Source organism: Pseudomonas fragi (genome assembly GCF_900105835.1).
Classification (GTDB): Bacteria; Pseudomonadota; Gammaproteobacteria; order Pseudomonadales; family Pseudomonadaceae; genus Aquipseudomonas; species Aquipseudomonas fragi.
Genome location: NZ_LT629783.1, coordinates 3280070 through 3299706, shown reverse-complemented (window position 1 = coordinate 3299706; position 19637 = coordinate 3280070). Strand labels below are relative to the sequence as shown.

Below are 19637 nucleotides of genomic sequence, written 5' to 3'. Positions count from 1 at the left end.
TGAGTTGCCCGCGTCATACGGCAGTCGAACCGCCAAAGACAAAACCGGCGCGCAACTTACCCTCGATAAACCTGCACAGCAAAGTTTTCCGCGAATAATTGCCCTAACACCTTGTTTTTCCGACCATTGCGCCGGTTTTTGTGAAACCGGAAGGCATGAGCCCTCCGGTCTCAATCGCAGCCTGCGGCAGCGGCTACAAGGGGCGGGGCCGTTATTTACCAGACTTGATTTTGGTCCAGCTGCGCGTCAACAACCGCAGGGTGGTCGGCGGCAAATCGCTGATGGCGTACAACTTGGCCTTCACTTCATCGGACGGGTAAATGCTCGGGTCACCCGAGATATCTTTATTCACCAGCGGCGTTGCAGCCTTGTTACCGTTGGGGAAGCGCACGCTGTTGGTGATTTCGGCCATCACTTCAGGCTGCATCAGATAATTCATCCAGGCATAGGCGGCGTCGACGTTCTCGGCATCCTTGGGAATGGCGACCATGTCGTAGAAGCTGCCGGCACCTTCTTTAGGGATCACGTACTTGAGCTTGACCTTGTCACCGGCCTCTTTGGCGCGGGAAATGGACTGTTCAAGGTCACCCGAGTAACCCACGGCCACGCAGATGTTGCCGTTGGCCAGGTCGGAGATGTACTTGGAGGAGTGGAAGTAACCCACCGACGGGCGAATCTTCAGGAACAGGGCTTCGGCTTCAGCCAGTTGTTTCTTGTCTTGCGAATCGGTCGGGTAGCCCAGGTAGTGCAGGGCGGCCGGGATCATTTCGGTCGGCGAGTCGAGGAAGCTTATGCCGCAGCTCTTGAGCTTGGCAGCGTTCTCCGGCTTGAACAGCACGTCCCAGGAATCGATGGTATCGACGCCCAGCGCGGCCTTGACCTTCTCCGGGTTGTAACCGATGCCGATAGTGCCCCACATGTACGGGAAGGCATGTTTGTTGTCTTTGTCGCTGGCATCGCCAACGGCCTTGAGCAACGCCGGGTCGAGGTTTTTCCAGTTAGGCAGCTTGGACTTGTCCAGCTCCTGGTAAACCCCGGCCTTGATCTGCTTGGCCAGGAAATTGTTGGAAGGCACGACGATGTCGTAGCCGGACTTGCCCGCCAGCAGCTTGGCCTCAAGGGTCTCGTTGCTGTCGAACACGTCGTAGACCACCTTGATACCGGTCTGGTCTTCGAATTTTTTAACGGTGTCAGGTGCGATGTAATCGGACCAGTTGTAGATGTGCAGCACTTTATCTGCTGCTTGAGCTGCCCCGGCCATCACACCCATCAAGGAGAGGGCGAGAAGGGTCTTGCCAGCTTTTTTAAAACCTGATGCCTTCATCTGTAATGCTCCAATTGTTCTTTTAAACCACCGATTCAGCGACCTGATCTCAAGGTGACTAAAGCCGGCGGCTAGTCTGGCAAGATCCGGGGCAGGCTTTCAAGGGAAGAGCCTTGATTCTTAAGGCTTCGAGCGCAATTACCTACATCAAGACTGCAGTTCTCTTGCGCTAAAAGCCTAGCAGTTAACCTTGCAAAGTTTCCAAGGTCAGATCCAGGCACTTACGCGCCTTGGCCACCAGCTCGTCGATCTCGTCTTTGCTGATCACCAAGGGTGGCGAAATGATCATGGTGTCGCCTACTGCGCGCATGATCAGACCGTTATCAAAACAGAACTGCCGGCAGATCATGCCGACACCACGGCCTTCATAACGCTTGCGCGTGGCCTTGTCCTGTACCAGTTCAATGGCACCCAGCATGCCCACACCGCGCACTTCGCCCACCAACGGGTGATCGTTCAGTTCACGCAGACGCTTTTGCAAATACGGTGCCGTTTCGGCGTGGACCTTCTCGACAATTTTTTCTTCGCGCAGGATGCGGATGTTTTCCAGCGCCACCGCGGCGGCTACCGGGTGACCCGAGTAGGTGAAGCCGTGGTTGAAATCGCCGCCTTCATTCAGCACCGCCACCACTTCGTCGCGCACGATCAGGCCGCCCATCGGGATATAGCCCGAGGTCAGGCCCTTGGCGATGGTCATCATGTCCGGCTTGAGGCCGTAGAAATCGCTACCGAACCACTCGCCGGTGCGACCAAAGCCACAAATCACTTCATCGGCCACAAACAGGATGTCGTACTTGGCCAGGATTTCCTTGATGCGCGGCCAGTAGGTAGCGGGCGGCACAATCACGCCGCCTGCGCCCTGGATCGGCTCGGCAATAAAGGCACCGACATTGTCGACGCCCAGTTCGAGGATTTTTTCTTCCAGCTGGTTGGCCGCCCAGATGCCGAACTCTTCCGGGGACATGTCGCCACCCTCACCGAACCAGTACGGCTGCGGGATGTGGGTAATGCCCGGGATCGGCAAGTCGCCCTGTTCGTGCATATAGGTCATGCCGCCCAGGCTGGCGCCGGCCACGGTGGAGCCGTGGTAGCCGTTCTTGCGGCTGATGATGGTCTTTTTATTGGGCTGGCCCTTGATCGCCCAGTAATGGCGAACCATGCGCAGCATGGTGTCGTTGCCTTCAGAGCCTGAGCCGGTGAAGAACACATGGTTCATGCCTTCAGGCGCGATCTCGGCGATGGCTTTGGACAGTTCAAGCACCGGCGGGTGGGCGGTCATGAAAAACAGGTTGTAGTACGGCAGTTCACGCATTTGCTTGCTGGCCGCTTCAGCCAGCTCGTCACGGCCATAGCCGATGGCAACACACCACAGGCCGGCCATGCCGTCGAGAATCTTGTGGCCTTCGCTGTCCCACAGGTACACGCCCTTGGCGTGAGTGATGATACGTGGGCCGACTTCTTTCAACTGTTTGAAGTCACTGAACGGTGCCAGGTGGTGATCGTTGCTCAGTTGTTGCCATTCGAGGGTTTGCGGGTTCTTGTTGGTCATACGGCTCTCCTTTAGTCAGTAGAGGAGGGACGGCGCCTTCCTGGCTCGCCCCTCCAGCGTGTCAGACGGCGAACAGCAGGAATTCCCGCTCCCACGAACTGATGACGCGCTTGAAGTTTTCATGCTCGGCACGTTTGACGGCCACGTAACCGGTGATGAACTTGGTGCCCAGGTACTTCTCGACCGTCTTGCTGTTTTCCATGCGCTCCAAGGCGTCTTCGATGGTCAACGGCAAGCGCAGGTTGCGCCGCTCATAACCGCGACCCACCACCGGTGCGCTCGGGTTGATGCCTTCAACCATACCGATATAGCCACACAGCAGGCTGGCGGCAATCGCCAGGTAGGGGTTGGCATCGGCGCCCGGCAGGCGGTTCTCGACACGACGGTTTTGCGGCCCGGCATCCGGTACACGCAAGCCCACGGTGCGGTTCTCCTCGCCCCACTCCACGTTCACCGGTGCCGAGGTATCAGGCAAGAACCGGCGGAACGAGTTCACATTCGGAGCAAACAGCGGCAACAGCTCTGGAATGAACTTCTGCAAGCCGCCGATATGGTTGAGGAACAGCTGGCTCATGCTGCCATCGTCATTGGAGAACACGTTCTTGCCGGTCTCGATGTCGATGATGCTCTGATGCAGGTGCATGGCGCTGCCCGGCTCGCCGGTCATGGGCTTGGCCATGAAGGTGGCGGCCACATCGTGCTTGAGCGCGGCTTCGCGCATGGTGCGCTTGAACACCAGGATCTGGTCAGCCAGCGACAGGGCGTCACCGTGACGGAAGTTGATTTCCATCTGCGCCGTGCCGTCTTCGTGGATCAGCGTGTCCAGATCCAGCTCCTGCAGCTCGCACCAGTCGTAGACGTCCTCGAACAGCGGGTCGAATTCATTGGCCGCTTCAATGGAGAAGGACTGACGACCGGTTTCCGGGCGACCGGAGCGGCCCACAGGCGGCTGCAACGGGTAATCCGGGTCGTCACTGCGCTTGGTCAGGTAAAACTCCATCTCCGGCGCCACGATCGGCTGCCAGCCGTGGTCGGCGTAGAGCTTGAGCACCTTTTTAAGCACGTTGCGCGGCGACAGCTCGATCGGGTTGCCCTGCTTGTCGTAGGTGTCGTGGATCACCTGAGCGGTTGGCTCAATCGCCCACGGCACCACAAATACTGCGTTCTGGTCGGGACGGCAGACCATATCGATGTCTGCCGGATCGAGGAGTTCGTAATAGATGTCGTCTTCGACATAGTCGCCCGTAACGGTTTGCAGCAATACGCTCTCGGGCAGGCGCATGCCTTTTTCGGCAATGAACTTGTTGGTCGGCGAAATCTTGCCGCGAGTAATCCCGGTAAGGTCGGCGATCATGCATTCGACTTCTGTGATCTTGTGGTCTTTCAACCAATCGGTGAGCTGGTCGAGGTTGTTACTCATAAATGCCTCTGGGCTGAGTGTCCTGAATTGAATAAGTCAGGCGTTTACTGACGCGTCTGCGTCGCGTTGTGTTGCGCGCCGTCTGCAGGCATCGCCAAATGCCTGGAAGATGGCGAGGTAAATCGGGTTAGAGCTTACCTGCCATTCGGGGTGCCACTGAACCGCCAAAGCAAAAGCCTTGCCGTCTTTGACCGACACGGCTTCGACCAGGCCGTCCGGAGCAATGGCTTCTGCGCGTAAACCGGGGGCCAGTTGATCAACGCCCTGGGTGTGAATCGAATTGACCTCGAACTCCGCTGGCAAGCCCAGGCCGGCCAATACGCCGCCAGGCTGGACGCGCATGGCGTGGCTGGGTGCGTATTGCACTTCAACAGGCGCGCTGGGGTCTTCGCGGTGCTCGATATAGCCTTCGACTTCGTGCAATTTCTGGTGAAGTGAGCCACCCAGAGCTACATTCAATTCCTGAAAGCCGCGGCAAATGCCAAGCACCGGAACGCCCGCTGCCAATGCAGCACGAATCAGGGGAAGGGTCGTGCGATCACGGTCGGGATCATGCAGCGTGCCTGGCGCGCTGGCGGGGCCGTGATACAAATGGGGTTCTATATTGGAAGGTGACCCGGTAAAGAGCAGGCCGTCCAGACCGTCAAGAATATCGGTCGGATCAATCAGTTCCGCCAATGACGGAATGATCAGAGGCAAGCCTTTGGCGGCCACCGCAACAGCCCGCACATACTTATCGCCAGTGATGTGATAAGGGTGCAAACCGATCTGCTTGGTGCAGGCGGTGACGCCGATTAACGGCAGGCGTGACATGTAACACCCCGGTATTATTGCTGTTATGGGTTTGAATCGAGCTTAGCCTTGTTCATTTTTTTACACAACACCCCCGTAAAAAATACAACACGGCCCGCTCAAGCCTGCGGGCGGCACGATTTAAAAAGGGTTAATGGCGCCCTAAAAAGCGTCAAAAATGGCCTTTCTGCGCTTTTTGAGGGCAAAAAACAGGCTGCTTGACTTCGGTATGCCGTTCGGGTTGACTGAATCCCGTAGCGCTCAATGATTGATATTTTTAACAACAAAGGTGTTGCATCATGTCGGTACCCCCGCGTGCCGTTCAGCTTAATGAAGCGAACGCGTTCCTTAAGGATCATCCTGAGGTTCTGTACGTAGACCTTCTCATTGCGGATATGAATGGTGTGGTGCGCGGCAAGCGCATCGAACGCACCAGCCTCCACAAGGTTTACGAGAAAGGCATCAACCTGCCTGCCTCTCTATTTGCTCTGGATATCAATGGCTCAACGGTGGAAAGCACCGGCCTGGGTCTGGATATCGGTGACGCAGACAGAATCTGTTATCCAATCCCCGACACCCTGTGCAACGAACCCTGGCAAAAGCGCCCAACCGCGCAGTTGCTGATGACGATGCACGAACTTGAAGGTGAACCTTTTTTCGCCGACCCGCGCGAAGTACTGCGTCAAGTTGTTACCAAATTTGACGATCTGGGCCTGACCATTTGTGCCGCTTTCGAGCTGGAGTTCTACCTGATCGACCAGGAGAACGTTAACGGTCGCCCACAGCCTCCACGTTCGCCGATCTCCGGCAAACGCCCGCATTCGACTCAGGTTTACCTGATCGACGACCTTGATGAATACGTCGACTGCCTCCAGGACATTCTGGAAGGTGCCAAAGAGCAAGGCATCCCGGCTGACGCCATCGTCAAAGAAAGTGCCCCGGCGCAGTTCGAAGTGAACCTGCACCACGTTGCCGACCCGATCAAGGCCTGCGACTACGCGGTACTGCTCAAGCGTCTGATCAAAAACATCGCCTACGACCATGAGATGGACACCACGTTCATGGCCAAGCCTTACCCGGGCCAGGCGGGCAACGGACTACACGTTCATATTTCGATTCTGGACAAAGAAGGCAAAAATATTTTTGCCAGCGAGGATCCCGAGCAGAACGCCGCATTGCGTCACGCGATCGGCGGTGTGCTGGAGACCCTACCGGCTCAGATGGCGTTCCTTTGCCCTAACGTGAACTCCTACCGTCGTTTCGGCGCACAGTTCTATGTGCCCAACTCGCCGTGCTGGGGCCTGGACAACCGTACTGTGGCCATTCGCGTACCGACCGGCTCGGCCGATTCGGTGCGTATCGAACACCGGGTTGCCGGTGCCGATGCCAACCCGTACCTGTTGATGGCCTCTGTACTGGCCGGCGTGCACCACGGTCTGACCAACAAGATCGAACCGGGCGCACCCGTTGAAGGCAACAGCTACGAGCAAAACGAGCAAAGCCTGCCAAACAACCTGCGCGATGCCTTGCGCGAGCTGGATGACAGCGAAGTAATGGCCAAATATATCGACCCGAAATACATCGATATTTTTGTCGCCTGCAAAGAGAGCGAGCTGGAAGAGTTTGAACACTCCATCTCCGACCTCGAATACAACTGGTACCTGCATACCGTGTAAGCGCTTGCAGCCCCAAAAAAACGCCGCCGGCCTTGCAGCCTGCGGCGTTTTTTTTCATGGCGATAATCCATCAAACCAAGCGTTCTTATCGATCGCAAACGTAAGAAAATCACTACAGAAATTTCACAGTGAATATCTCACGATGAAGCTCCGGCTGCCATTTGCAGCTACTTTCTACGAAGCCATCATCATGAAACGCCATTACCTGGGCATCGCCCTGTTCGCCATCGGTTTCGGCCCCGTCATTGCCGCCCCCTCACCCCAACCCCACTGGAGCTACACATCCCCCACCGGGCCTGACGAGTGGGGCGATTTGCACGACAACCACACCCTGTGCAACACCGGCACCCAACAATCACCGATCAATATCAAAGCCAATACCCCAGGGCGCTTGCCAGCTCTGGATATCCACTACCCGAGAGGCCCTGCCGTGGTCAAACACAATGGCCACACGCTTGAGGTCACCCCTGAGAGCAAGGGCTATATGACCCTGCCGTCAGGCAACTATGACCTGGTACAAATGCACTTTCATGCCCCTGCCGAAATGCAGATAGAAGGCCACAAGTACCCATTTAGCGCGCATCTGGTCCACCGTGATGCCGCCGGCAACCTGGCCGTCATTGCCCTGTTATTTGACGTTGGGGCAAAAAACAAGGTTTTGGCACCGCTGTTTTCCAACATGCCCCGTCATGAGGGGGACGCTGTGACCTTGCGCACACTGGATTTGAAAAGCCTGTTTCCGGCAAAGCTGGACTACTTCACCTTTATGGGGTCGCTGACGACGCCGCCATGTACCGAAGGCGTCCTGTGGCAGGTGTTTAAAGTGCCGGGCACGATATCCAAACAACAGCTGAAGGACTTCAAGCAGTTGTTCCCGATGAACGCGCGTCCGATCCAACCGAGCAACGACCGTGCGGTGAAGTTTGGAAGCTGAAACGGGTTTACAGACAACCTCGAACCCGGCTCGTACAATGCCGGCAGCCCTTGAGGAAACGCTGATGTCCCGCCCTGCCGCCCCACGCGCCACCCCCCGAAAGCCACGCGCTCGCAGCCAGGGCCGCATCGACACGATACTCGACGCTGCCCGCACGTTGCTGGCAGCCCAGGGCGTGGCCAGCCTGTCGATTTACAGCGTGGCTGAGCACGCGCAGATTCCGCCGTCGTCGGTCTATCACTTTTTCGCCGGTGTACCAGCCCTGCTCGAAGCTCTGACCGGTGATGTTCACGCCGCGTTTCGCGCCTGCCTGCAGGCGCCGATCGAACATGAGGCGCTGAGTGGCTGGCGCGACCTGTCGCGCATCATTGAGCAGCGCATGCTGGCGATCTACAACGAAGATGCTGCGGCCCGGCAGTTGATCCTGGCCCAGCATGGCCTGACCGAAGTCACCCGGGCCGACCGCCAGCACGACCTTGAGCTGGGGCAACTGATGCATGCGCTATTCATGAAGCATTTTGAATTGCCAGTACTGCCACAGGACGTGGACGTATTTGCCCTGGCGATGGAGCTGGGCGACCGCGTGTATGCGCGCTCAATCCAGTTGCATGAGCGCATCACCCCGCGCATGGCCGAGGAAAGCATGCGGGTGGTGGATGCTTATTTGGGGCTGTATTTACCGCCGTTTTTGCCGAAACGCGAAAGCCCGTCAAATACCTGAGCGTAAGCCTGCATCAACGCTTGTGAGCTTGCCTTTGTGGGAGCGGGCTTGCTCGCGATTGCATCGACTCGGCTCATCGAGAGACCGCACCGCCTGAATCGCGAGCAAGCCCGCTCCCACAGCAGAGGATGAGCGGCTCAGAACGGCGCATCACCCAGAATCGTCGCACGGTGCATCACGCGGCGGTTGGGGCGGTAATCGTCAACGGCGTAATGCTGGGTCACGCGGTTGTCCCAAAATACCACGTCGTTTTCCTGCCAGCGCCAGCGGATGGTGTATTCCGGGCGGGTGGCGTGGGCAAACAGCAGCTTCAAAATCGCTTCGCTTTCGGCTTCCGACAGCTCGTTGATACGCGTGGTGAAGCCTTCATTGACGAACAACGACTTGCGCCCGCTCACCGGGTGCGTGCGGATCACCGGGTGCGACAGCGGCGGATTGTTTTTGCGGGTCTGCTCCCAGCGCGCCAGATCTTCCGGGGTCGAGCCAAAGCGCTCCAGCGGGAATGACTTGGTGAAATCATGGGTCGCGGTCAGGCCATCAAGCAGCACCTGCAACGGTTTGGACAACCCTTCAAAAGCAGCAATCCCGGCGGCCCACAAGGTGTCGCCACCAAAAGCCGGCAACTGCTTGGCACTCAACACCGCGCCCATCGCCGGGGTCGGCAAAAAGGTCACGTCGGTGTGCCATACCGCGTTGTCACGCACGTCAGTTACTGCTGTATCCAGCACCAGCACTTCCGGCTGCTCCGGCACGTTGGGGTAGATCGGGTGAATATGCAGGTCGCCAAAATGGGCGGCAAAACGGGCTTGCTGCTGCGGGGTGATCGACTGGTTCTTGAAGAACACCACATGATGCTCAAGCAAGGCTTGCTCAATGGCATCGCGGTGCTCAAGGCTCAGCGGTTGAGTCAGGTCGACACCATCAATCTGGGCGCCCAGGGCAGAGCTAATCGGGGTAATGGTCAGGCTCATGATCTATCTCTTTATCAGCGCGCCGATTAATCAGCGTCGAGTTCTGTTGTTAGTGAGCCTGGCCGTGCCACGGCACCAGCTTGCGTTGCAGGGCGCGCAGGCCCATTTCCATGGCAAAGGCGATAACGGCAATCACCAGAATCCCCAACACCACCACATCGGTCACCAGAAACTGCGCAGCGGACTGCACCATAAAACCCAGGCCGCTGGTGGCAGCGATCAGCTCGGCGGCCACCAGAGTCGACCAGCCCACGCCCAAACCGATACGCACACCGGTCAAAATATCCGGCAAGGCGCTCGGCAAAATCACATGACGAATCAACTGCCAGCGCGTCGCACCCAACGACTGCGCAGCACGGACCTTGGCCGGGTCGACGGTGCGCACACCGGTGGCGGTAGCAATCGCGATCGGGGCAAAAATCGCCAGGTAGATCAGCAGTACTTTTGACAGTTCGCCAATGCCGCACCAGATCACGATCAGCGGCAGATAGGCCAATGGCGGGATCGGCCGATAGAACTCGATCAGCGGGTCGAAAATCCCCCGTGCTATGCGGTTGTGGCCAATGGCGATGCCCACCGGCACCGCCGTCAGGATCGCAAAACCCAGACCCAGGCCGATACGGCTCAGGCTCGCGCCCAGGTGTTGCCACAACGTGGCGTCCATATAGCCAGTGGTCGCCAGCAGCCAGCCTTTTTGCAGCACCGCAGAGGGTGGCGGCAAAAACAGCGGCTCGATCAAACCTGCGGCGGTCACGGCCCACCACACGGCGAGCAGGGTGACCAGGGTCAGGACACTGATCCAGCGTGTGCTCAGGCTGCGCTTGACCGGGCGCGGGGCGTGGGGGGCAGCAACCGGGGCGGCCGCGACTGCTTCATAACTGCTCATGCGCGCTCCTGCCGCTGGGCGGCGCCGCGTTGTGAAAATACGCGCTCAAGCACGTGCTCACGGGTTTCGATAAAACGAGGGTCGGACTTGATCGAACGGGCCGACTCGCCCGCGTTGTAGCGCCGGCCGAAATCCAGGGTCAGACGCTCAACGATGCGGCCCGGGTTGGGCGCCAGCAAAATCAGGTCAGTGGCCAGAAACACGGCTTCTTCAATGTCGTGGGTAATCAGGAACACCGGTTTGTCAGTGCGCCGGCACACTTGCAGCAACAGTTCCTGCATCTGCTCACGGGTGAACGCGTCGAGGGCACCGAAAGGCTCGTCCATCAGCAATACGCGGGGGTCGGCTGCCAGCGCACGGGCCAGGCCCACGCGCTGTTTTTGCCCGCCGGAGAGTTCCCAGACGCGGCGCTTTTCAAAGCCGGACAAATCCACCAGCGCAAGCATTTCACGGGCACGGGCTTCGCGCTTGTCCCGCGCCACACCCGCCAGTTCAAGGCCAAATGCCACGTTGGCCAGTACGTCTTGCCACGGCAGCAACACATCGTCCTGAAACACCACGCCGCGCTCGGCGCTCGGGCCGTGGACAGGCACGTTATCGAGGGTGATTCGCCCAGCGCTGGGCTCGACGAAACCGGCAATCAGATTCAGCAATGAGGTTTTGCCGCTGCCCGAAGGGCCAAGTGCGACCAGCAGTTGTTGAGGCCCGAGGCTGACGGAAATATCCGACAGCACTGGCTCAGCGGCGCCTGGGTACTGTGCGCTGATGCGCTCCAGTGATAACAAGGCCATGACGGTCGACTCCTCAGCGGCGTTGGTTATTGGGTTACAAAAGTGGCGTTGACCGACGGTGCGTAGTCCGGCAGTACCGCGTCGACCTTTTTCTGCTCTTTCAAGAACGCAGCGGTATCAGCCAGGGCCTTGGTGGTAGGGGCGCCCAGCAATACCACCTGGTCAGCGGCCAACGGGTAGACGTTACCTTGCAACAGCAGCGGGATATCGGCCGCCTTGGCACCCGAAAGCTTCACGACTTTGTCGATATTGCTCTGATTGGCCAGCCAGGCTTTTGGATCCTTGTGGTAGTCCGCGTAGGCATCCAGGGTCACTTTGGCGAACTGCTTAACCACTTCCGGGTGCTTGGCGGCGTAGTCCTTGCGCACGATCCAGGCATCGAAGGTCGGCGCGCCGAGTTTGCCCAGCTCGCCGGAGGTGATCAGCACCTTGCCGTTTTCCTTGGCCGTGCCCAGTGCCGGGTCCCATACATAGGTGGCGTCGATATCACCGCGCTTCCACGCAGCAACGATGGCTGGCGGCGCGAGGTTGAGAATCTGTACTTTCGCAGGGTCGATGTTCCAGTGCTTCAACGCAGCCAGCAGGCTGTAGTGGCCGGTGGACACAAAGGGCACCGCGACTTTTTTACCGACCAGGTCCTGCGGGCCGTTGATACCCGAGCCGTTGCGGGCAACCAGAGCTTCAGAGCCGCCCAGCTGGGTGGCGATCAAAAAGGTTTCAACCGGTACGTTGCGGGTGATGGCCGCGGTGAGCGGGCTGGAACCCAGGTAGGCGATCTGCACGTCGCCCGAGGCGATGGCCGCAATGATGTCTGCGCCGTTATCGAATTTGCGCCAGTTGATCTTGGTGTCGGTGGCTTTTTCGTAAGCGCCGTCGGCCTGGGCGACCTTGGCCGGGTCAACGTTGGTCTGGTAGGCAACAGTCACATCCGAGCTGGCAGCCTGTGCAAAGAAGCTGGCACCCGCCAGGGACAAAGCAGCCAAAAGGCGTAGGGGAGAGTGCAGTTTCATCAGGAAGCTCCTCGGCAGGTGGCCGGATATCGGCTGGATGCGAGGTTAAATGATCTAAGAATCAGTAAATAAATAACTTTTAAGCATTAGCTTATGTAGTTCTGCAACATGCAGACACGCGCCCGCGCAATAACTGCTACGGCGTTTTATCCGGCAGGTGATCGGGTCGAAGGTTTAAGAACCAAAGGCTATTAAAAGATTCATGAAATTATGTTTAGAAATTAGACAAAAGACCGATAGCATTCCCACGCGCGCGTGTAGGAGAAACCCTTCTTTATGCCTATTTGATCTGAAAAGATCAGAAACAATTCTTTTTAGGTTTATTAAATAGCCATTAATCTGCGCACAAACGACGGATGACTAGACAAAGGTCGTAGACATGATTGGTTACGATTGACTTGCCGGTCACCGTCTGGCGCTAATCGCGCATCTGTAGCACCCGGACATCAGATCCGGGGCTAAAGAACTACAAAAATTAGAAACGCAAAGGAGCAACACATGAACAAGTCCACCTTGGCCATCGCTGTGGCCGTAGGTTTGCTGGCACAACAAGCAAGCGCTGCCGGCTTTATCGAAGACAGCAAGGCCACGCTGAAGCTGCGTAACTTCTATATCAACAACGATAACCGTGATTCGGGTACCAAGGCTGCCGGCGCGCAAAGCAAGGCTGAAGAATGGGGCCAGGGCTTCCAGCTGGACTTCACCTCGGGCTTCACCCAAGGCACCGTCGGTTTCGGTATTGATGCCATTGGCCTGTTGGGCGTGCGTCTGGATTCGGGCGGCGGTACCAATGGCCGTAGCGGCAACTCCTACGGCGGCACTGTATTCCCAAGCAAGTCCAACGGCGATGCAGTCAATGACTTCTCCAGCCTGGGCCTGACCGCCAAAGCCAAGATCTCCCAGACCGAACTGCGTTACGGCACCCTGATGCCGAAACTGCCTGTCATTTCCTACAACGACGGCCGTCTGCTGCCACAAACCTTTGAAGGTGGCCAAATCACCTCCAACGAGTTCAAGGATGTGACCCTGATCGGTGGTCAGATCGAACACGTAAAAGGTCGTAACTCCAGCAGCGAAGAACAAATGTCGATTGGTGGTGCGAGCGCTCGCACGGCCAACAGCAACAAGTTCCTGTACGGCGGTGTCGACTACAAGGTCAACAAAGACCTGTTGCTGCAGTACTACTACGGCAACCTGGAAGAGTTCTACAAGCAACACTTCCTGGGCCTGGTTCACAACTGGTCCATCGGCCCGGGCGTGTTGAAAACTGACCTGCGTTACTTCAACAGCAGCGATGATGGTAAAAACGGTTACGACTCGTCGTATTTCAGCAACGGTTCTTACGCTAATAGCTCGTTGAAAAACGGCAAGGGAAAGGTTGATAACAACCTCTTCAGCGGCCTGCTGCTGTACACAGTTGAAGGTCACACCTTCGGTGGCGGCTATCAAGTCAGCAACGGCAGCAGCGACTTCCCGTTCCTGAACCAGGGCGACGGTGCGTCGGCTTATATCCCTACCGATATGCAGATCTCGAAATTCGCCCGTGCTGGCGAACGTACCTGGCAGGCACGCTACTCGTATGACTTCGCCAAAGTGGGCGTACCTGGCCTGACTGCGGGCGCGGTTTACCTGCGTGGCGACAATATCGACACCTACAGCGGTGGCAAGCAGGTGAGCAATGGCGCTTCCGAGTGGGAACGCGATATCACCGTGGCTTATGTGATCCAGGAAGGCGCGCTGAAAAACCTCGGCTTTATGTGGAAAAACGCCATGTGGCGCAACGACATTGCCAGCCAGCGCGACCAGGACGAAAACCGTCTGATCGTCAGCTACTCGATCCCGTTGTTGTAAGCGTGATCTAGAGCAAAAGTAAGAAAAATCCTGCCCGGCGCAATGCCGGGCAGGGTGTTTACCGAAGACCTGAACGGTCAATTCGCAACACATTAATAGTCGCAGCTCCCTGCCGCTCCCCTTGCCATGCTGAGTCCACAGTGGACCCGGGGCATTGTTGCGTCCAATGAAACTGTTTTTAATATCCCTTTTAGTTCTAACCAAATCAATATTTATTCTTTTTAATTAGCTGGTGACGCAGGCAGAGTGGCTCCATCACGCCCCGCCATTGCCAATAAAAAGGAGCTGCACCATGAGCCTCAGACTCGGCGACATCGCCCCCGATTTCGAACAGGATTCCAGCGCTGGCAAGATCCGTTTCCATGAATGGCTGGGCGACAGCTGGGGCGTGCTGTTCTCGCACCCGGCGGACTTCACCCCGGTGTGCACCACCGAACTGGGCTTCACCGCCAAGCTCAAGGATGAGTTTGCCAAGCGCGGCGTCAAAGCCATCGCGCTGTCGGTAGACCCGGTGGACTCACACCACAAGTGGATCGAGGACATCAACGAAACCCAGAACACAGTGGTCAACTTCCCGATCCTGGCCGATGCCGACCGCAAGGTGTCTGACCTCTACGACCTGATCCACCCCAATGCCAGCGACACCCTGACGGTGCGCTCGTTGTTCGTGATTGATCCGAACAAAAAAATTCGCCTGACCATTACTTATCCGGCCAGCACCGGGCGCAATTTCAACGAAATTTTGCGGGTGATCGACTCGTTGCAACTGACCGACAGCCACAAAGTGGCCACCCCGGCCAACTGGCAGGACGGTGACGAGGTGGTGATCGTGCCGTCGCTCAAGGACGAAGACGAAATCAAGCGTCGCTTCCCCAAAGGCTACCGCGCCGTGAAGCCCTACCTGCGCCTGACACCACAGCCGAACAAGTAAAACCAACCTCATACCCTGTGGGAGCGGGCTTGCTCGCGATGAAGGCGCCGCGGTTTCTTCTGATACACCGCGCCGATCCCATCGCGAGCAAGCCCGCTCCCACAAACAGGCAACCGTGTCTTCCACAGGGTTTTGGGCCGTTTCGACGGCCTTTTTTTTGCTTTCGATTTAACAAAAAGGCATATGCATTTTAAGAATAAACAAATGAATAAATATGATTTATGGATATATAAATCACCTGTTATGGTCTGTTCACTCAAGCGAAAACGCTGACAGCGAATTGCACATATTCATTCAAGGAAACGCCTAGATGCTGGTCGTGACACTCGGAGGAAGCCCAAGCCAACGTTCCCGCTCGGGCGTGTTGCTGGATCACGCCAAACGCTGGCTCAACCAGCAAGGCGTTGAAGTGGTGAGTTACCAGGTTCGCGACTTTCCGGCCGAGGACTTGCTGCACGCACGCTTCGACAGCCCGAAAATCATCGACCTGCTGCAACAGATCGAAAACGCCGACGGCCTGGTAATTGCCACCCCGGTGTACAAGGCCTCGTTCAGCGGCGCCCTGAAAACCGTGCTCGACCTGCTGCCCGAACGCGCCCTGAGCCACAAAGTGGTACTGCCCATCGCCACCGGCGGCAGCATCGCCCATATGCTGGCCGTGGACTATGCCCTCAAGCCGGTCCTGTCAGCGCTCAAGGCCCAGGAAATGCTCCACGGTATTTTTGCCGAAGACAGCCAGATTGCTTACGGCGAAGGCAGCGCACAAGCGCAACTGGTGCCGGTGCTGGAGCAACGCCTGCAAGAGTCGCTTGAACAGTTCTACAGCGCCCTGGCGCGCCGCCCCAAGCCACTGGACCCGAGCATCCTCAACGAGCGCCTGGTGACGGCACGCTGGAGCATCTGAAACAGCATTTTTCCCACAGATAAAAGCTCCACCACCTTACTGAACCGCTAACGGCCCAGCAGGTGCTACCCGAATCCCGAACAACAAAAAGGAGAGCGCCATGCGCCCTGTCATTTTGCGTCGTGGTCTGGTCGCACTGTTAGCTGCGGCTGTGTCCTTCGGCGCTGTTACCCAGGCTCAAGCCGATACCCTGCGCATCGGTTACCAGAAGTACGGCACGCTGATGCTGCTCAAGGCCAAGGGCACGCTGGACAAGCGCCTGGCCGAGCAGGGCGTAGACGTGCAATGGACCGAATTCCCCGGCGGCCCGCAATTGCTGGAGGGCCTGAACGTAGGCTCCATCGACTTCGGCGTGACCGGCGAAACCCCGCCGGTGTTCGCCCAGGCTGCGGGTGCCGACCTGCTCTACGTCGCCTACGAGCCGCCAGCCCCCACCAGCGAAGCGATCCTGGTGCCCAAGGATTCACCGATCAAATCGGTACAAGACCTCAAGGGCAAAAAAGTCGTCCTCAACAAAGGCTCCAACGTGCACTACCTGCTGGTACGCGCCCTGGAAGACGCCGGCCTGAAATACACCGATATCCAGACCGTATTCCTGCCGCCCGCCGATGCCCGCGCCGCTTTCGAGCGTGGCAGTGTCGATGCCTGGGTGATCTGGGACCCGTACCAGGCGGCCGCCGAACAACAGCTGCAAGCGCGCACCCTGCGTGATGCCAGCGGCATCGCCGACAACCATCAGTTCTATCTGGCCACCAAGCCATATGCCGAACAGCACCCCAAGGTGATCGAAACCCTGGTCGATGAAGTGCGCAATATTGGCGAATGGGCCAAGGCCCACCCTGAAGACGTGACTACACAAGTCGCCCCACTCCTGGGCCTGTCTCCTGAAATCACCCTAACGGCGGTCAAGCGCCAGGGCTACGGCGCACAGTTCCTGACCCCGGAAGTGGTCAACGCGCAGCAAAAAATCGCCGACAGTTTTTACCAGCTCAAGCTGATCCCCAAGCCGCTGGTTGTGAAAGACGTGATCTGGACGCCCCCGGCCAATCTGGCCAAAGCCAACTAACGCTTGCTGCCCCCCATTAGGAGACCACTCCATGAGCCTCAATATTTTCTGGTTCCTGCCTACCCACGGTGATGGCCATTACCTTGGCACCTCCGAGGGCGCCCGCGCCGTCGACTACGGTTATCTGCAACAAGTCGCACAGGCCGCCGACCGCCTGGGCTTTGGCGGGGTACTGATTCCGACAGGACGTTCGTGCGAAGACTCATGGCTGGTGGCGGCATCGCTGATCCCCGTGACCCAGCGTCTGAAATTTCTGGTGGCCCTGCGCCCCGGTATTGTTTCGCCCACCGTGGCGGCGCGTCAGGCAGCGACTCTGGACCGTTTGTCCGGCGGCCGTGCGTTGTTCAACCTGGTGACTGGCGGCGACCCCGAAGAACTGGCCGGTGATGGCCTGTTCCTCAGCCACGAAGAGCGTTACCAGGCCTCGGTGGAATTCACCCGCATCTGGCGCCGCGTACTCGAAGGCGAAACCGTGGACTACGACGGCGAGCACATCACCGTCAAAGGCGCCAAGCTGCTCTACCCGCCAATCCAGCAACCGCGTCCGCCGCTGTACTTCGGGGGTTCCTCCGAAGCCGCGCAGGATCTGGCCGCCGAGCAGGTGGAAATGGTTTTGACCTGGGGCGAGCCGCCGGCTGCCGTTGCCGAAAAAATCGAGCAGGTACGAGCCAAGGCTGCCAAATTGGGCCGCACCGTGCGCTTCGGCATTCGCTTGCATGTGATTGTGCGTGAAACCAACGAAGAGGCCTGGAAAGCCGCCGACAAACTGATCTCGCACCTGGACGACGACACCATTGCCCGCGCCCAGGCCTCGCTGTCGCGCTTTGACTCGGTGGGCCAGCAACGCATGGCCGCCCTGCACGGCGGCAGCCGCGACAACCTCGAAGTCAGCCCCAACCTGTGGGCAGGCGTGGGCCTGGTGCGCGGCGGTGCTGGCACGGCGCTAGTCGGTGATGGCCCGACCGTGGCCGCACGGGTTCAGGAATATGCCGACCTGGGCATCGACACCTTTATCTTCTCCGGCTACCCGCACCTTGAAGAGTCCTATCGCGTGGCCGAGCTGCTGTTCCCGCACCTGGATATCGAACGCCCGGAACTGCCAAAAAGCGCAGGCTATGTGAGCCCGTTCGGCGAAATGGTCGCCAATGACATTCTCCCTAAAGCCGCGTCGCAGAGCTGAGGTCGCCATGAGTTCAGGCAAGGCCTCGGGCCTCAAAAACATCGGTCACACCCTGGCGCCCTGGGCCTTGCCGGTCTTGCTGCTGGCCGTGTGGCAGCTGTCCGTGTCAGCGGGCTGGCTGTCGACACGCATCCTGCCCGCCCCCAGTGCCGTGATCACGGCCGGGGTCGAGCTGGTGCGCAGTGGCGAAATCTGGAAACACCTGGCCATCAGCGGCTGGCGCGCCGGGCTCGGCTTTGTGATCGGTGGCAGCATCGGTCTGGCGCTGGGCTTTATCACCGGCCTGTCGAAATGGGGCGAACGCCTGCTCGACAGCTCGGTGCAAATGATCAGAAACGTGCCGCATTTGGCGCTGATTCCGCTGGTGATCCTGTGGTTCGGTATCGATGAGTCGGCGAAGATTTTTCTGGTGGCCCTGGGGACTTTATTCCCGATCTACCTCAACACTTACCACGGCATCCGCAACGTCGACCCGGCGCTGGTGGAAATGGCCCGCAACTACGGCTTGTCCGGTTTCAGCCTGTTCTGGCAGGTGATTTTGCCGGGCGCGCTACCGTCGATCCTGGTGGGTGTGCGCTTTGCCCTGGGCTTTATGTGGCTGACGTTGATCGTGGCCGAAACCATCTCCGCCAGCTCCGGCATTGGCTACCTGGCGATGAACGCCCGGGAGTTCCTGCAAACCGACGTGGTGGTGCTGGCGATTGTTTTGTACGCAGTGCTCGGCAAACTGGCCGACACCGCAGCACGGGGGCTGGAGCGCATCTGGTTGCGCTGGCACCCGGCGTATCAAGTGGTTAAAGGCGGTGCAGCATGACAGCTCAACAACCCCCACGTTTGCGCCAGGGCATCCCGCTGGCCATCAATGGCCTGCAGAAGGCCTTCGGCCAACGGCTGGTGCTGCGTGATATCAACCTGCATATCCCGGCGGGGCAGTTTGTTGCCATCGTGGGCCGCAGCGGATGCGGCAAAAGCACCCTGATGCGTTTGCTGGCCGGGCTGGATCAGCCCACCGCTGGCCAGTTGCTGGCGGGCAGCGCGCCCCTGCAAGAGGCCCGCGAAGACACGCGGTTGATGTTTCAGGAAGCGCGCCTGCTGCCCTGGAAAAAAGTCATCGACAACGTAGGCCTTGGCCTTAAAGGCGACTGGCGCCCCAAAGCGCTCAAGGCACTGGAAGAAGTCGGCCTGGCCGAACGCGCCAATGAATGGCCAGCAGCGCTCTCGGGCGGGCAGAAGCAGCGTGTGGCCCTGGCCCGCGCCCTGATCCACCAACCGCGCTTGCTGCTGCTCGACGAGCCGCTGGGCGCCCTGGACGCCCTGACCCGCATCGAAATGCAGCAACTGATCGAACGCCTGTGGCGCCAGCATGGTTTCACCGTGTTGCTGGTGACCCATGACGTGAGCGAAGCGGTGGCGATTGCTGACCGGGTGATTTTGATTGAGGACGGCCAGGTAGGGCTGGACCTCACGGTCGACCTGCAACGCCCACGGGTACGCGGCTCGCATCGCCTGGCTGCACTGGAAACCGAAGTACTGAACCGTGTTCTTGCACTGCCTGGCTCGCCACCTGAGCCGGAACCCGTTGCACCGCTGCCTACGCAACTGCGTTGGGCGCAATAAACCCACTTTCTATC

Annotated in this window: 18 protein-coding genes; 10 read left to right on the top strand and 8 right to left on the bottom strand. The window is 58.5% G+C overall.

From position 1 onward, the window contains the following. Positions 1-211: 211 nt before the first annotated feature. The 4 genes from BLU25_RS15005 to BLU25_RS14990 form a co-directional block, all read right to left on the bottom strand. A complete protein-coding gene (locus BLU25_RS15005; RefSeq protein WP_016782815.1) occupies positions 212-1324 on the bottom strand; it encodes a polyamine ABC transporter substrate-binding protein in 1113 nt (370 codons plus the stop codon). Positions 1325-1508: 184 nt separating this feature from the next. Further along, positions 1509-2873: an aspartate aminotransferase family protein gene (locus tag BLU25_RS15000; RefSeq protein ID WP_083369701.1), complete on the bottom strand. Its 1365-nt coding sequence runs from the start codon at positions 2871-2873 to the stop codon at positions 1509-1511. A 61-nt stretch (positions 2874-2934) separates the two neighbouring features. Then, the gene (locus BLU25_RS14995; RefSeq protein ID WP_016782817.1) at positions 2935-4293 is read right to left on the bottom strand and encodes a glutamine synthetase family protein; all 1359 of its coding nucleotides are present in this window, start codon (positions 4291-4293) and stop codon (positions 2935-2937) included. Positions 4294-4329: 36 nt separating this feature from the next. Then, entirely contained in the window at positions 4330-5106 is a 777-nt protein-coding gene (locus tag BLU25_RS14990; protein WP_083369700.1) for a gamma-glutamyl-gamma-aminobutyrate hydrolase family protein, read from the bottom strand. Between the two features lie 278 nt (positions 5107-5384). On the opposite strand from BLU25_RS14990, the gene BLU25_RS14985 reads away from it, so the two are divergent. From BLU25_RS14985 to BLU25_RS14975, 3 genes are all read left to right on the top strand, one after another. Next, on the top strand, positions 5385-6761 hold the full coding sequence (locus BLU25_RS14985) for a glutamine synthetase family protein (RefSeq protein WP_016782819.1): 1377 nt from the start codon (positions 5385-5387) through the stop codon (positions 6759-6761). 4 nt (positions 6762-6765) lie between these two features. Further along, complete coding sequence (locus BLU25_RS14980; RefSeq protein WP_139803918.1) at positions 6766-7695, top strand: carbonic anhydrase; 930 nt, start codon at positions 6766-6768, stop codon at positions 7693-7695. A gap of 64 nt (positions 7696-7759) precedes the next feature. Further along, positions 7760-8416, top strand: a complete 657-nt coding sequence (locus BLU25_RS14975) for a TetR/AcrR family transcriptional regulator (protein ID WP_029611646.1) — start codon at positions 7760-7762, stop codon at positions 8414-8416. A 137-nt stretch (positions 8417-8553) separates the two neighbouring features. Here the strand turns inward: BLU25_RS14975 and tauD are convergent, their stop codons facing one another. The 4 genes from tauD to tauA are packed head-to-tail and all read right to left on the bottom strand — an operon-like array spanning position 8554 to position 12074. After that, on the bottom strand, positions 8554-9387 hold the full coding sequence (gene tauD, locus BLU25_RS14970; RefSeq protein ID WP_016782822.1) for a taurine dioxygenase: 834 nt from the start codon (positions 9385-9387) through the stop codon (positions 8554-8556). Positions 9388-9436: 49 nt separating this feature from the next. Next, entirely contained in the window at positions 9437-10273 is an 837-nt protein-coding gene (tauC, locus tag BLU25_RS14965) for a taurine ABC transporter permease TauC (protein ID WP_016782823.1), read from the bottom strand. Further along, positions 10270-11064, bottom strand: coding sequence for a taurine ABC transporter ATP-binding subunit (gene tauB / locus BLU25_RS14960; RefSeq protein WP_016782824.1), 795 nt, complete (start codon positions 11062-11064; stop codon positions 10270-10272). Before tauB ends, tauC begins: the two co-directional genes overlap by 4 nt. A gap of 26 nt (positions 11065-11090) precedes the next feature. Further along, positions 11091-12074: a taurine ABC transporter substrate-binding protein gene (gene tauA, locus BLU25_RS14955; protein ID WP_016782825.1), complete on the bottom strand. Its 984-nt coding sequence runs from the start codon at positions 12072-12074 to the stop codon at positions 11091-11093. A 498-nt stretch (positions 12075-12572) separates the two neighbouring features. Here tauA and BLU25_RS14950 point away from each other — a divergent pair, with 498 nt between their 5' ends. The 7 genes from BLU25_RS14950 to ssuB all read left to right on the top strand — a co-directional run bounded on the left by BLU25_RS14950 (position 12573) and on the right by ssuB (position 19623). Further along, positions 12573-13925 carry an OprD family porin gene (locus tag BLU25_RS14950; RefSeq protein WP_016782826.1) on the top strand — a complete coding sequence of 451 codons (1353 nt, stop codon included), beginning with the start codon at positions 12573-12575 and terminating at the stop codon, positions 13923-13925. A gap of 292 nt (positions 13926-14217) precedes the next feature. After that, entirely contained in the window at positions 14218-14856 is a 639-nt protein-coding gene (locus BLU25_RS14945; RefSeq protein WP_083369699.1) for a peroxiredoxin, read from the top strand. A 310-nt stretch (positions 14857-15166) separates the two neighbouring features. After that, positions 15167-15760, top strand: a complete 594-nt coding sequence (gene ssuE / locus BLU25_RS14940) for an NADPH-dependent FMN reductase (RefSeq protein WP_016782828.1) — start codon at positions 15167-15169, stop codon at positions 15758-15760. Between the two features lie 100 nt (positions 15761-15860). Further along, a complete protein-coding gene (locus tag BLU25_RS14935; protein ID WP_016782829.1) occupies positions 15861-16826 on the top strand; it encodes a sulfonate ABC transporter substrate-binding protein in 966 nt (321 codons plus the stop codon). 31 nt (positions 16827-16857) lie between these two features. Further along, positions 16858-18006, top strand: a complete 1149-nt coding sequence (gene ssuD, locus BLU25_RS14930; RefSeq protein WP_016782830.1) for an FMNH2-dependent alkanesulfonate monooxygenase — start codon at positions 16858-16860, stop codon at positions 18004-18006. A gap of 7 nt (positions 18007-18013) precedes the next feature. Continuing rightward, positions 18014-18820: an aliphatic sulfonate ABC transporter permease SsuC gene (gene ssuC / locus BLU25_RS14925; protein WP_016782831.1), complete on the top strand. Its 807-nt coding sequence runs from the start codon at positions 18014-18016 to the stop codon at positions 18818-18820. Then, on the top strand, positions 18817-19623 hold the full coding sequence (gene ssuB / locus BLU25_RS14920) for an aliphatic sulfonates ABC transporter ATP-binding protein (protein WP_016782832.1): 807 nt from the start codon (positions 18817-18819) through the stop codon (positions 19621-19623). The genes ssuC and ssuB overlap by 4 nt, the downstream gene beginning before the upstream one ends. Positions 19624-19637: the final 14 nt, after the last annotated feature.